The 13,959-nt window shown below is 61.3% G+C and carries 11 protein-coding genes; 4 read left to right on the forward strand and 7 right to left on the reverse strand.

The genetic code is table 11. From position 1 onward, the window contains the following. Nucleotides 1–141 precede the first annotated feature (141 nt). Both BLO97_RS05830 and BLO97_RS05835 read right to left on the reverse strand, forming a co-directional pair. The gene (locus BLO97_RS05830; protein ID WP_092345268.1) at nucleotides 142–810 is read right to left on the reverse strand and encodes a polysaccharide lyase family 7 protein; all 669 of its coding nucleotides are present in this window, start codon (nucleotides 808–810) and stop codon (nucleotides 142–144) included. 280 nt (nucleotides 811–1,090) lie between these two features. Beyond that, nucleotides 1,091–1,756: a polysaccharide lyase family 7 protein gene (locus BLO97_RS05835; RefSeq protein WP_063324011.1), complete on the reverse strand. Its 666-nt coding sequence runs from the start codon at nucleotides 1,754–1,756 to the stop codon at nucleotides 1,091–1,093. A 323-nt stretch (nucleotides 1,757–2,079) separates the two neighbouring features. Between BLO97_RS05835 and BLO97_RS05840 the strand changes: the two genes are divergently transcribed. From BLO97_RS05840 to BLO97_RS05850, 3 genes are read left to right on the forward strand one after another with little or no spacing between them, the layout of a single operon-like run. Then, on the forward strand, nucleotides 2,080–4,203 hold the full coding sequence (locus BLO97_RS05840) for a putative bifunctional diguanylate cyclase/phosphodiesterase (RefSeq protein WP_092345270.1): 2,124 nt from the start codon (nucleotides 2,080–2,082) through the stop codon (nucleotides 4,201–4,203). Between the two features lie 42 nt (nucleotides 4,204–4,245). Next, on the forward strand, nucleotides 4,246–4,749 hold the full coding sequence (locus BLO97_RS05845; RefSeq protein WP_092151170.1) for a M48 metallopeptidase family protein: 504 nt from the start codon (nucleotides 4,246–4,248) through the stop codon (nucleotides 4,747–4,749). 4 nt (nucleotides 4,750–4,753) lie between these two features. Next, nucleotides 4,754–5,050 (forward strand): winged helix-turn-helix domain-containing protein, encoded by a 297-nt coding sequence (locus BLO97_RS05850; RefSeq protein WP_092151167.1) that lies wholly within the window; start codon nucleotides 4,754–4,756, stop codon nucleotides 5,048–5,050. Nucleotides 5,051–5,130: 80 nt separating this feature from the next. Here BLO97_RS05850 and BLO97_RS05855 read toward each other — a convergent pair whose 3' ends face one another. Beyond that, nucleotides 5,131–5,583 carry a GNAT family N-acetyltransferase gene (locus BLO97_RS05855; RefSeq protein WP_092151164.1) on the reverse strand — a complete coding sequence of 151 codons (453 nt, stop codon included), beginning with the start codon at nucleotides 5,581–5,583 and terminating at the stop codon, nucleotides 5,131–5,133. A gap of 259 nt (nucleotides 5,584–5,842) precedes the next feature. Between BLO97_RS05855 and BLO97_RS05860 the strand changes: the two genes are divergently transcribed. Then, nucleotides 5,843–6,580 (forward strand): substrate-binding periplasmic protein, encoded by a 738-nt coding sequence (locus BLO97_RS05860; protein ID WP_063324015.1) that lies wholly within the window; start codon nucleotides 5,843–5,845, stop codon nucleotides 6,578–6,580. 93 nt (nucleotides 6,581–6,673) lie between these two features. Here BLO97_RS05860 and yccS read toward each other — a convergent pair whose 3' ends face one another. From yccS to mdtD, 4 genes are all read right to left on the reverse strand, one after another. Continuing rightward, complete coding sequence (gene yccS, locus BLO97_RS05865) at nucleotides 6,674–8,845, reverse strand: YccS family putative transporter (RefSeq protein WP_063324016.1); 2,172 nt, start codon at nucleotides 8,843–8,845, stop codon at nucleotides 6,674–6,676. A 581-nt stretch (nucleotides 8,846–9,426) separates the two neighbouring features. Beyond that, nucleotides 9,427–10,605: a BaiN/RdsA family NAD(P)/FAD-dependent oxidoreductase gene (locus BLO97_RS05870; protein ID WP_092345272.1), complete on the reverse strand. Its 1,179-nt coding sequence runs from the start codon at nucleotides 10,603–10,605 to the stop codon at nucleotides 9,427–9,429. 188 nt (nucleotides 10,606–10,793) lie between these two features. Beyond that, nucleotides 10,794–12,131, reverse strand: coding sequence for an ATP-dependent RNA helicase DbpA (gene dbpA, locus BLO97_RS05875; protein ID WP_233459556.1), 1,338 nt, complete (start codon nucleotides 12,129–12,131; stop codon nucleotides 10,794–10,796). 315 nt (nucleotides 12,132–12,446) lie between these two features. Beyond that, a complete protein-coding gene (gene mdtD, locus BLO97_RS05880) occupies nucleotides 12,447–13,874 on the reverse strand; it encodes a multidrug transporter subunit MdtD (RefSeq protein WP_092221445.1) in 1,428 nt (475 codons plus the stop codon). Nucleotides 13,875–13,959 lie beyond the last annotated feature (85 nt).

Raw genomic sequence — 13,959 nt, forward strand, 5'->3', positions numbered from 1 at the left:
GCTAAAGCAGATTTTTTTTGAACGATGGCGATATGGCACTGCTGCGTGCCTTGTGCTCGATTGAGCGTGAGATGGGTTGCCGAAGCGTCGAGGAGGGCTCCGCAAGCAGCATCCGTGCTGCCATGGCGCCAGGAAAAGTGATCAGATGTTGTGTTTGATTTCCAGCAGGCTGAACGTCACTTTGCCGCCTTCGGTGGTGTAGCCGGTGTTGTCCTGCACATACGCCCCTGCTTTGAAATACAGGGGCTTGACCTTCCAGCTAGGATCGACGGTGGTTCTCCAGTTGTAGCCCGCTGCGCTGATACCCAGTGCGCCCTTCGGGCTCAGGTGGATCATGTAGGAGAAGCTGCGGTCCAGCTTCACGCTGGTGGCGATGGTAATGACTTGGCCGGTTTCATCGTCGGGACGCAGGCGCACCTTGGCGACGATGTTGCCGGTGGAGCTGTAGGTTTTGTACTGGTACTCCAGTTTCACCATGGGGCTGGTGCTGTCTTTGGTGTGGATCTGGCCGATCACGATCTTGCCAGTGCTGGGCACTTGGTTGACGGTCATGGTCGCGCGCAGGATGTTGTCCGCCGCCGGGTACAACCAGTTGCGCAGGGTGCCGTCGCTGTAGGTTTCCCGCAGTTCGCTGCGTGGGTAGATCGCGTTTGCAGTCTTGGTGCCGGTCACCGGTACCCAGAAGAACAGCGTGCCGGTGTCGGAGTGGAAGTATTCATCCTTGAACCCCTGGGCCAGCCGAGGTGTTTCGATGGTGATGGCGGGGCTGCCTTCGGGAATGCTCAAGTTCCAGGTGTTGAGATCGATCATGGTCGGATCCTGCGTAACGGGCGTAAAAATGCTGAGTACCAAAGCGGGAGGCTCTACTCCGAGCATTTGGAGTGTGTTGATCACGCAGGAAGGGTTTTTTGAATGGCCATCCGGCGGATGTTTGACGTCAATTGTCCGTCAAGCATGTCAATTGCAGCATTTATGCCTGGATGGATAACCGTTAGTCGGTAGTTTCGAGCTCGCTATGAACTATTGCGCATTCATAGTGTCTGGCTGGGCTGGCAGCATTCCGTTGCTGCCCTGGCGCCACGCAAAGCGCCTAGATGTGATCGATATCCAGCAGGCTGAACGTCACGGTCCCACCTTCGGTGGGATAACCGGTATTGTCCTGCACGTACACGCCCGCCTTGAAGTACAGCGGCTTGTCGCTCCACGTGGAACTGATGGGGGAGCTCCACTGGTAACCCGCGCCATTGATGGTCAGGACGCCGGCGGGGCTGAGATGGATCAGGTAAGAGAAGGATTGATTCAGCTTGATGCCCGTGGCGATGGTGATGACTTGGCCTGTTTCGTCGTCCGGGCGCATGCGCACCTTGGCGACAATGTTGCCGGTGGAACTGTAGGTTTTATATTGGTATTCCAGCTTCAACAGGGGGCTGGTGCTGTTCTTGGTATGGATCTGACCAATCACGACCTTGCCGGTGCTGGGCACCTGGCTGACGGCCAGGGTGGCAGCCAGCTTGTTGTCCGCCGCCGGGTACAGCCAATTGCGCAAGGTGCCGTCGCTGTAGGTTTCACGAAGTTCACTGCGCGGATAAATAGCATTAGCGGTTGTGGAGCCGGTCACCGGCGCCCAGAAAAAAACCGTGCCGGAGTCGGAGTGGAAATATGGGGCCTGGAACCCTTGCACGAGCTGGGAGGTTTCGATGGTAGCCGGCGGGCTGCCTTCGGGGATGCTCAGGTTCCAGGTTGAGAGATCGATCATGGCGGGATCCTATGTCACTCGATGAAAAAGCTGCACACCACAAGGCAAGGCTCTAGGCCGGTCTTTTCGGGCGTACGAGTAAGCGACGGAAGAAACTGCCCGGCAACTTTTCGGCGGGTGGTTGACGTCAATTGTCCGTCGAAGGGGTCTTTGCAGTTTCTGTGCCCGAGGAGGGTGACCGTTAGTCGGCTATTTCGGGCTTTGTCTGGATGATGGCGCGTTGACACCTACTGCTTTTGACAATCCCGGTCTAGAGTGAGGGGACAGTATTTGTCCGCTTTGCTACGTAAAAAACGGACGTGGCGCCCGATAAGAGAAGCAGCATGGAATGCGCGCAACCACCGCTCGGCGAAGACAGCTCTGTCCTTTTGATTGTTGATGATTACCCTGAAAACCTGCTCAGCATGCGAGCCTTGTTGCAGCGTCAGGATTGGCGAGTCATGACCGCGTCCTCGGGGGTCGAGGCGCTTAACCTGTTGCTTGAACACGACATCGATCTGGTTCTGTTGGATGTGCAGATGCCCGACATGGACGGTTTCGAAGTGGCGCGCCTGATGCGCGGCAGCCAGCGTACGCGGCTCACGCCGATCATTTTCCTGACGGCCAACGAGCAATCCCAGGATGCGGTGATCAAGGGCTATGCCAGTGGCGCCGTGGATTACCTGTTCAAACCCTTCGATCCGCAAATCCTCAAGCCCAAGGTCCAGGCGCTGCTCGAGCACCAGCGCAATCGCCGGGCCTTGCAGCGCTTGAGCCAGGATCTCGAAGCGGCCAGGGCCTTCAATGCCTCGGTGCTGGACAACGCCGCCGAAGGCATCCTGGTGGTGGATGAGAATGGCTGTATCCGCTTCGCCAACCCTTCTACCTGCCGCTTGCTCAATGCCACCGCCGAGCAGTTGCAGGGCATGCCGTTCCTGGATTTCCTGCAGAAACCGCACATCCCAGAGTGGGTCGATTCCGATATACACAACGCCTATCGGCGCGGTGAAACCTGGCGACTGCATGACGCGGTGCTGCGCACGGCGCCTGGCCAGCAGGTGTCGGTGGCTTTGTCCTGTGCGCCGTTGCCGTCGGAGCAGAAGGCGATGGTGGTGACGCTCCAGGACATGTCCGTGGTTCGCCATTTGCACCAACAACTCGAATACCAGGCCGTCACGGACCCGCTGACCGGTTTGCTCAACCGCCGGGGGTTCTACCAGACCGCCGAAAACCTGTTGATGCGCAGCGAGCGCCTGGAAAGCAACTGGGTGTTGCTGTACCTGGACCTCGATGGCTTCAAGCGGGTCAATGACTCGCTGGGGCACGATGCCGGGGACCGGGTATTGCGCTGGGTGTCGGAACAGTTGAAGGCGTGCCTGCGCCCATTCGATATCCTGGCGCGCCTGGGCGGGGACGAGTTCACGGCGCTGCTGGACCTGGAGTTCCCCGAGCAAGCGGCCAAGATCGCCGAGAAACTCATCGAGCGGGTCGCGATCTGCCAGCAGATAGAAGGCATGGACGTCGCATTGGGGGCCAGTATCGGCATCGCGACGTACCCCGATTGCGGCGCCAATCTCGATGGGTTGCTGCGGGCGTCCGACATCGCCATGTACGAAGCCAAGCGTGCCGGTCGCCAGCAATACCGCTTTTACGATCATGAAATGAACGGTCGCACCCGTTCACGGCTGATGCTGGAAGAGAGCGTGCGCTCGGCCATCGAGAACCGCGACTTCAATATGGTCTACCAGCCGCAGGTAAGCATCATCGATGGGCGGATCCGTGGGTTCGAGGCGCTGTTGCGCTGGCAGCACCCCAGCGTCGGTGATGTTCCGCCGGGCCTGTTCCTGCCCTTGCTGGAAGAGGCGCGGTTGATCAGTCGCCTGGGCAGCTGGATTTATCATCGCAGCGCGGCCCAGCGCAAAGTCTGGGAGCGCTTGTTCGCTGACGACCTGGTGTTGGGGGTGAGCCTGAGTAGTACCCAGTTCGGCATGCCCAACCTGGTGACCGAGTTGCGCCAGGTCCTGGAGCGTCATGCCTTGAAGCCTCGGCAACTGGAGGTCGAGGTGACCGAGGATGCGCTGATGCGCAACCCCGATGAAACCCAAAAGCAATTGCGACTGCTGCGTCACCTCGGGGTGCGGGTGGCATTGGATGACTTTGGTTCGGGACCCTGCTCATTGACGCATCTGCGCGACCTTGAGCTCGATACCCTCAAGCTCGATCGGCATCTGATCGCCCGCGTACCGGGGTCGCCCCGGGATGCCGCGTTGGCCGCCTCGGTGATTGACCTGTGTACGCAACTGGGCTTGCGGGTGATTGCCGAAGGGGTGGAGACGCGCGAGCAATATGAGTGGCTGCAGGCCCATGGCTGCGAGTATGTGCAGGGGTTCCTCGTGGCGCGGCCCTTGATGGCCGAAGACACCGATGCCTTCGCCACACCGTTCGACTGGAGCGCGGTGCAGGCTTGAATTCGCTACACTGGCGGCCTCTTGTGACTGTGTTGCCCCTTGATGACCGCGCTCAAATACCTCCAGGCCTACCCCGCCGCCCTGCAAGCCCAAGTGCAGCAATTGATCGCCCAGGACCGACTGGGCGATTACCTGCAACAGCGCTATCCGGATCGGCATCCGATCCAGAGCGACAAGGCCCTGTACGGTTATGCGCTGGACCTCAAGCAGCAATACCTGCGTAACGCGCCAGCCATCGACAAGGTGTTGTTCGACAGTCGCCTGGACCTGACCCATCGCGCCCTCGGCCTGCATACCGCGGTGTCGCGGGTGCAGGGTGGCAAGCTCAAGGCCAAGAAGGAAATCCGCATCGCTGCGTTGTTCAAGGACGCGGCGCCCGAGTTCCTGAACATGATCGTGGTGCACGAGCTGGCGCACTTCAAGGAGTCGGACCACAACAAGGCGTTCTACCAACTCTGCGAGCACATGCTGCCGGGGTATCACCAGTTGGAATTCGACCTGCGGGTGTACCTGACCTGGCGGGATCTGCAACCCCACAAGGAATGACCGAATGGATGTCAGCAAGACCAAGAGCAGCTTCTACCGTCGCTTGTACGTGGCTTACCTGATCGACAGCGGTGTCGCCAGCAACGTCCCGGCCCTCACCGAAACCACCGGCATGCCACGGCGTACCGCCCAGGACACCATCGCCGCGCTGGCTGACCTGGATATCGTTTGTGAGTTCGAGCAAGAGGACGGCGCGCGCAACCATGCCGGGCGTTATCGGATTCGCGATTGGGGGGCGATTGATCGGGGGTGGATCGAGGGGAATTTGCAGCGGATCAAGGCCGTACTTGAATATCCCTGAATACTGGTTATGCCTGGGCTGACGCCTTCGCGAGCAAGCCCGCTCCCACAGTGGGGTCGGGCTTGCTCGCGAAGAGGATCTTAAGGCCGATGCATACCAATGTGTGGAATCCCATCCTCCATGTATTCCACACCCACCACTTCAAACCCATACCGCCCGTAGTACCCCTGCAAATGCGCCTGGGCCGACAGTGAGATCGAGGTGCCGGGCCAGTGTCTCTCGGCGTGCTTGAGGCCCTGTTCCATCAGTTGATGGCCCAACCCCTTGCCCCGTGCTTCTGGCGCAATGATCACGCGCCCGATCACCACGTCACTGTTTTGCGAATGCGGGTCGAGCAGGCGCAGATAGGCCACCAGGTGGTTGCCCTGCCAAGCCATCAAATGGCACGTGTCGCCCTCAAGGTCCAGGCCGTCAACGTCCGGGTAGGCGCAGTTCTGTTCGACAACGAACACTTCGGCACGCAATTTGAGGATGGCATACAGCTGTTCCTTGCTCAGGTCACTGTGATGTTTACAGACCCACTCGATATCCATTTTTGAATTTCCTGAAGAGCTTGATGCCGATATTAAGCGTGCTTGGCCCGGAAGTCTCTTTCTCGCTCGACTGGAAAATCTGCGATAAAGACCAAAATGCCATCATTCCTCTGTCGCGGCGTTGTCGTCTTTGTGTAATCTTCGTGACAGCGCTGCGCAGCGGTTCCAATGAGCTAATGTTAGGACCGGGTGTCTGAGGATGCCTGTTGAGTGTCGGCTAAAAACAAACCGGGCTTTGAACCCGTCAAGGACGTTTGGCATGCCGCGATTGCATCGAGCTCTTGCATTGATCGGATTGCTGTTACTGAGCTATGAGGCCTGCGCGCAAAAGCTGCGTCTGGTCGCCGATGCCTGGCCGCCCTTTACCGATTCCACATTGATCAATGGTGGCCTGGCGACCGATATCGTCAGCACGGCGCTGGCGCGGGCCGGCTATGCCACGGACTTCGAACAGGTGCCTTGGGCCCGGGCGATGCTGGGCATCGGCGAGGGCCGCTATGATGTGCTGGTCAACGCCTGGTACAGCGAGGAGCGCACTCACATTGGCCAGTTCTCGGCTGAGTATCTGCTCAACCGTGTGCGTTTCATCAAGCGCAAGGACGAAACGATCCAGTTTGACAGCCTGCAACAGCTGCGTGCCTATCCCATCGCCGTGGTTCGCGGCTACGCCTACTCCAAGGACTTCGACGAAGACCTGCAAATGCAGAAAGTCCCTGTGCATAACTTTGCGATGGCGGTGCGCATGCTGGCTGCCGATCGTGTGAAGTTGACCCTGGAAGACGAATACGTCGCCCGCTATTACCTGGCCCGCGAATCCGCCAAGGTACGCAGCGCCGTGGAGTTCCTGCCCAAGCCCTTGAGCGAAAACAGCCTGCACATCCTGGTCAGCCTGAAGAACCCGGAGCATGAGCAGATTGTGGCCGGATTTGATCGGGAGATCGCGGCGATGAAGGCGGATGGGAGTTATGCGCGGCTGTTGAAGGCGCATGGGATGTAGGGGGGAGCAGCTTCAAGCTTCAAGCCATAAGCTGCAAGCAGAGCGCACGAACTTTGCTTGCAGCTTATGGCTTGAGGCTTGAAGCTGAGGCCGTCAGGCCTTCATCAAATGCGCCGCCAAGGTCCGCAATGGGCCAAGCTGACGGCAAATCAACGCCAGTTGCGTCTGCACCAGGCGCTGTCCTTCGTCGATTTCATCGGGCATCCGCTCAAGCTCGCTGGCCAGGGCTTCTTCTTCGTCGCTCTGGATCGCGATCGGCTGTTTACTTGCCAGGCCCTGGGCGATTTCGTCGATGCTCGCTGCCAGTTTCACCCCAGCCCCGTCGATCAACTGTTCGCGCACTTCGGTCGGCAGTTCGGTGCCCCGGTGGGCGCCCAGGCCCGACAGATAGCTGAGCAGGGTGTGGGACAGCACCAGGAAACGGAACCCCACATCGGCTTCCTTACGGAAATGCCCCGGCTCCATCAGCATATTGGCCAGGGTGGTGGACAATGCGGCATCGGCATTGTGGGCGTTGCGTCGGGCCAGGCGATAGGCCAGGTCGTCGCTTTTGCCGGCGGCGTACTGCTGCATGATCTGGCGCAGGTAGATGCTGTTGCAGGTCAGCGTATTGGCCAGCACCTTGTTCAGCCGACGGCCCTGCCAGTCGGGCAGGAACAGGAAGACCGCCAGCCCGGCAATCAGGCTGCCGAGCAAGGTATCGAACAGCCGTGGCAACAGCAGCCCGTAGCCGTCGCCCACCTGGTTGAAGCAGAACAGCACCATGATGGTGATCCCCGCTGTCGCCAGGGTGTAGCGGGTCGTGCGGTTGGTAAAGAACACTACCCCGGCGGCAATGGCGAAGCTCGATTGCACCAGCGGATTGGGAAACAGATCGAACAGCGCCCAGGCCACCGTCAGGCCGATGGCGGTGCCGATGATCCGCTGGCCGAGCTTGCGCCGGGTGGCGCCGTAGTTGGGCTGGCACACGAACAGTGTGGTAAGGATGATCCAATAGCCCTGGGACGGGTGGATCAGGTGCACCATGGCGTAGCCCACGCTCAGGGCCAAGGGCAAGCGCAGGGCATGCCGGAACAGCAGCGAAGTGGGCGTGAGCTGGGTACGCAAGCGCAGCCAGACATCCTTGAGGTTGCGCGGCGAGCGGTCGAGCAGGCTGCTGTCGGTGGCGTCGGCCAGGGCGTCGGGGTTGCTCGCGTCGCTGAGCAGGCGGTCCATGGTAGCCAGGTTCACCGACAGTGCCCGCAACGAACGCAGCAAGCCGCGCCAGGCCGGGTTGCTCTGGATGCGCAGGTGTTCGAGGGACGCGTGCAGGTCGTTGAGGGCCTCGGCAAAGGTGTCGTCGTAGACGAACGGCTGGCGCAGTTGGATCGACTCGGCCAGCGCCTGGCAGGCCTTGCCTTGCTGACGCAGCAGGCGTTGGCAGCGGAACAGTACGTCGCTGTGAAAGAAGGCCTCGGCCAGGGCGTTGTAGGGATAGTGAGAAGAGCTGGCGCGTTCGTGGATGTCCTGGGCCAGGAAGTACAGTTTCAGGTACCGGCTGACTTTCGAGCCGGGGCGGCCATTGCCCACGCGGTGCAGGATGATTTCCTTGGCGCTGTTGAGCGCAGCGACCACCCGGCCATTTTGCTGGGCCAGTTCCAGGCGTCGGGCTTCGACGTCCAGTTGGCGGATCGGCTCCAGCAGCGACGATTTGAGTTTCAGGTAGCGTCCCAGCTCGCGAAACAGCCGAGCCAGGCTTTGTTGCACCGGTTGGTTGGAAAACAACGCCTGCCACAACACCGACAGCAAGCCGTACCACGCGGCCCCCGTGACCAGTAGCAGGGGTTCATGCCAGAAATCATTGACTGCGCCGCCGCGCTGGTCCACGCCGATCATGGTGTAGACCGACAGAATCAGCGTGGCCGAGGCGATGGCGCCATAGCGCTCACCCAGGGCGCCAAGCATGGTCAGGCCAAAGGCCGCCAGGGCCAGGGCGATGATGAACAGGACGGGATAGGGGAACAATAATTCAACCGACAGTGCCGCGACGGTGAAGCACACCAGGGTCACGGCCAGCGCGTTGAGGCGGCCCTGCCAACTGTCGTCCGTCTCGGCCAGGGCGCTGGCGATGATGCCCAGGAACAAGGGAATCAGCAGCCCCATCTCATCCAGGTACCAGCACAGCCCCATGCTGCCGGTCAGGGCGATGAAGACCCGCACGCTATAACTGAACTTATCCAACGCCCAAAGGCGACGCAAAGACTGGCTAAACGAGTTTGCTGACATGAAGTGCACGGGCCTGACGGGCAATGACGCTAAATTGAGGCAGTAATGACGCTGACGCAATGGCGGCGATCACATCCGACAGCAAAAAGTGTTCCGCGATGCATCTGAGGCCACTTCCCGGTGGCGAGGGAGCTTGCTCCCGCTGGGGCGCGCAGCGGCCCTAAAACCCGGCGACACGGTGGATCAGGTTGATTGAGTGAGCTTGAGAGGGGGGCTGCTGCGCAGCCCAGCGGGAGCAAGCTCCCTCGCCACAAAAGCATCCCGGTCGACCAACCGATTTGCTCTTGAAACTGACACTGATTCGAGGCATTTCCTTAACTCGCGCCTTGTCCAATTCCGCTAAAACGAGGCAGTAATCACGCAATGGCGGCGATCACATCCGACAGCAAAAAGTGTTCCGCGATGCACCTGAGGCCACTTCCCGGTGGCGAGGGAGCTTGCTCCCGCTGGGGCGCGCAGCGGCCCTAAAACCCGGCGACGCGGTGGATCAGGTTGATTGAGTGAGCTTGAGAGGGGGGCTGCTGCGCAGCCCAGCGGGAGCAAGCTCCCTCGCCACAAAAGCAGGCTCAACCCAGGTGGGATCAGACGTACTGCGCGGCGGCATACCCCGAAGCCCACGCCCATTGGAAGTTGAACCCGCCCAGGTGCCCGGTGACATCCAGCACTTCGCCGATGAAATACAGGCCGGGGCTTTTCAGCGACTCCATGGTCTTGGACGAGACTTCCCGGGTATCGACGCCGCCCAGGGTGACTTCTGCGGTGCGGTAGCCTTCGGTGCCAGCGGGGACGACGTTCCAGCTCGCCAGTTTTTCGGCGATGTCTGCCAGCTCCGCATGGGTGTATTGCTTCATGGGTTTGGAGACGAACCAGGTGTCCGCCAGCAGGTTGGCCATTTTCTTGGTGAACAACTCGCCCAGCAACGTCTTGAGCTCGCTATTGGGGCGTTCGGCCTGTTGCTGTTGCAGCCATTGCGGCACGTCGTGGTCCGGCAACAGGTTGATCTGCACCGTGTCCCCCGATTCCCAGAACGAGGAAATCTGCAGGATCGCCGGACCGCTCAGGCCGCGATGGGTGAACAGGATGTTCTCGCGAAAGCTCTGGTCGTTGCAGCTCACCAGGCAATCCACCGAGGTGCCTGACAACTCGGTGCACAGCGCCTTGAGCTGATCGGTGATGGTGAACGGCACCAGGCCGGCGCGGGTGGGCAGCAGTGCATGGCCAAACTGTTTTGCCACCTGATAACCGAAGCCGGTCGCCCCCAGGGTCGGGATCGACAGCCCGCCCGTGGCGATCACCAGGGACTGGCAGGCGATGGCGCCAAGGGTGGTTTGCAGCAGGTAGCCGCCGTCGGCTTTTTCGATCTGTGTAATCGAGGTGTCCAGATGCAGGCTGGCGCCGGCCTGGTCGCATTCATCCAAGAGCAGGCCGAGGATGTCGCTGGATTTGTTATCGCAGAACAACTGGCCGAGCTTTTTCTCGTGATAGGGCACGCCGTGCTTGGCCACCAGGGCAATGAAGTCCCATTGGGTGTAGCGGGCCAGGGCCGATTTGCAGAAGTGCGGGTTCTGCGAGAGGAAATTGCCTGGCTCGGTGTACATGTTGGTGAAATTACAGCGCCCACCGCCCGACATGAGGATTTTCTTGCCGGCCTTGTTGGCGTGGTCCAGCAACATCACCTGCCGCCCGCGCGCGGCGGCGGTCAGTGCGCACATCAACCCTGCGGCGCCAGCGCCAATGATCACGACTTCGGTAGAGCGCAAAACGGTGTCCTCTGCATATCTGGGGTCTGACAGGAGTTCGCTCTTGTGGCGAGGGAGCTTGCTCCCGCTCGAGCGCGAAGCGGTCGAAAAGCCAGCGAACTGTCTGAAGCATCGCGTTCATGGTTTTCAGGGCTGCTGCGCAGCCCAGCGGGAGCAAGCTCCCTCGCCACAGGGTGAATCAACAGCGGTCAGAGGATCCGTACCCGCAACGAGCGGCCCTTGATCTTGCCATCGTTCAGGCGTTGCAGGGCCTGTTTGGCAATGCCGCGTTCCACGGCCACGTAAGCCTGGAAATCGAAGATCGCGATTTTGCCGACCTGGGCGCCAGGGATGCCGGCCTCGCCGGTCAGGGCACCGAGGATGTCGCCGGGGCGGACCTTGTCCTTGCGCCCGGCGCCGATGCACAGAGTGCTCATGGCCGGCAACAACGGGCCGCCGCCCTGAGACTTGAGGTTGTCCAGTTGGTCCCAGCTCAGCGGTGACTTCTGCAGTTGCTCGATGGCCTGGGCGCGGTGGGCTTCGGACGGCGCCACCAGGCTGATGGCGATGCCTTTCTCCCCGGCACGGCCAGTGCGGCCGACGCGGTGGATGTGAATTTCCGAGTCCCGGGCCAGTTCGACGTTGATCACCATGTCCAGTGCATCGATGTCCAAGCCGCGGGCCGCCACGTCGGTGGCTACCAGCACCGAGGTGCTGCGGTTGGCGAACATCGCCAGTACCTGGTCGCGGTCGCGCTGTTCCAGGTCGCCGTGCAGGCCGACGGCCGAGATGCCCTTGGACGTCAGGTGATCGACGGTTTCCTGGACCTGCTGCTTGGTGAAACAGAACGCCACGCAGGAGGCCGGGCGGAAATGCGCCAGGACCTTGACCACTGCGTCCATGCGTTCCTCGGGGGCGATCTCGTAGAAGCGCTGCTCGATCTGCGCGTCGGAGTGGAACGCCTCGGCCTTCACTTGCTGCGGGTTACGCATGAACTTGGACGACAGTTGCTTGATGCCCACCGGGTAGGTGGCGGAAAACAGCAGCGTCTGGCGGCGTTCCGGGGTCTGCTGGATGATGTCTTCGATGGCGTCGTAGAAGCCCATGTCGAGCATGCGGTCGGCTTCGTCGAGGATCAGCGTGTTGAGGCCATCGAGCACCAGCGAACCTTTGCGCAGGTGCTGCTGGATGCGTCCTGGCGTGCCGACGATGATGTGGGCACCGTGTTCCAGGGAAGCGATCTGCGGGCCGAACGACACGCCACCGCACAGGGTCAGGACCTTGATGTTGTCTTCGGCTCGGGCCAGGCGACGGATTTCCTTGGCGACCTGGTCGGCCAGCTCACGGGTCGGGCACATCACCAGGGCCTGGCAGCCGAAGAAGCGCGGGTTGATCGGGTTCAGCAGGCCGATGCCAAAAGCCGCGGTCTTGCCGCTGCCGGTCTTGGCCTGGGCGATCAGGTCCATGCCCTTGAGAATCACCGGCAAGCTTTGCGCCTGGATCGGCGTCATCTGGGCATAACCGAGTGATTCGAGGTTAGCCAGCATGGCGGCGGACAGCGGCAAAGTATTAAAAGCGGTGGCAATGGTGGTCACGGGACTGGCCTGCAAAACAAAATGTCGCGCAGTGTAGCAGCCTCGTGCCACTTTCTTCGAAAGTTCTGGACGAGCTGTGGTGTGGCCCCTGTGGCGAGGGAGCTTGCTCCCGCTCGGCTGCGCAGCAGTCGTAACCCAGGCGACGCGATATTTCAGGTACACCGTGTCGACCGATTTTGGGGGCGCTTCGCACCCCAGCGGGAGCAAGCTCCCTCGCCACAAGAGCCAGCATGTCCCCCGGTTCGGACAGCGTCCCAAGCGCCTGGCTTAATGCTCGATATGCTCGTCGTGACGCTTCTGCCGCCGCCCATCCTGCTTGGACAACTGGGAAAAAATCGTCGCTGCCAGCATCGCCATGATCCCCACCGTTACGAAGGTCAGCTGGAACGCGCCCAGCACGGTATCGACCCCGTCGTTACCCACCTGGGCGGTAAAGCCGCCGAGCAGGGCGCCGGCGCAGGCCACGCCGAGGCTCAGGGACAGCTGCGCCACCACCGACAGCAGGCTGTTGCCGCTGCTGGCGCTGGCGTCGTCCAGGTCGATCAGGGTCACGGTGTTCATCGCGGTGAATTGCAGCGAGTTGATCGCCCCTAACACCGCCAGTTGCGCCAGCAATAGCCAATACGGCGTCTGTTCGCTGACCAGGCCCATGCTCGCCAGCATCAGGCCCAGGGCCAGGGTGTTGCCGGTCAGGACGATGCGATAGCCCAGGTGTTCGATCAGCGGCCGGGCCACGGACTTGGCGACCATGGCCGCCGCTGCCAGGGGCAGCATGCTCATGCCGGCCTGGGACGGTGAATAGCCCAGGGCGACTTGCAGCAGCAACGGCACCAGGAATGGCAGGGCGCCGCTGCCCAAACGCGCGAACAAGTTGCCGAGGATGCCCACGGCGAAGGTCCGGGTCTTGAACAGCGACGGCGGGAACAGCGCATTCTCGACGTGCCCGGCCCGCAGCCAATAGGCCGCCAGGCAGGCCATGCCGCCGAACAGCAACAGCATCACCCGCAGGTGCGGCAGGTGCAGTTCACCCAGGCCTTCCATGGCGATGGTGATCAGCACCATCGCCGCACCGAACAGCAGGAACCCCAGCCCGTCGAACCGGGTGCGCTCGCTGCCGCGCAGGTCGGGGATGAACTTCCACACCGCATAACAGCCGATCACGCCCACCGGCAGGTTGATGATGAAGATCCAGTGCCAGGTCAGGTACTCCACCATCCAACCGCCCATGGTCGGGCCGATCAGCGGGCCGAGCAGGCCGGGGATGGTGATGAAGCCCATGATCCGCACCAGTTCCGAGCGCGGATACGCCCGCAGCACCACCAGCCTGCCCACCGGCAGCATCAGCGCACCGCCCAGGCCCTGGATGACCCGGGCGCCGATCAGCATGCTCAACGAATTGGATAAGGCGCACAGCAACGAGCCGAAGCTGAACAGCAGGATCGCCCCGAAGAAAATCTTCTTGGTGCCGAAACGGTCGGCGATCCAGCCCGAGGCTGGGATCAGCAACGCCACGGTGAGCATGTAGGCGATGATCACGCCCTGCATGCGCAGCGGGTTTTCCGCCAGGTCGCTGGCCATGGCGGGCAGGGCGGTGTTGAGGATGGTCCCGTCCAGGGACTGCATGAAGAAGGCAATCGCCACCACCCACGGAAGCCAGCGGGCGGTGACGGCGTCGAGCGGTGCGCGGTTGGGCATGGGACCTCTTGTATGAAGTGTTGATCAGGAACAGGTATCGCTGTTGTGGCGAGGGAGCTTGCTCCCGCTGGGTTGCGAAGCAACC

Origin of the sequence: Pseudomonas sp. NFACC05-1 (assembly GCF_900100135.1) — a bacterium.
GTDB lineage: Bacteria > Pseudomonadota > Gammaproteobacteria > Pseudomonadales > Pseudomonadaceae > Aquipseudomonas > Aquipseudomonas fluorescens_Q.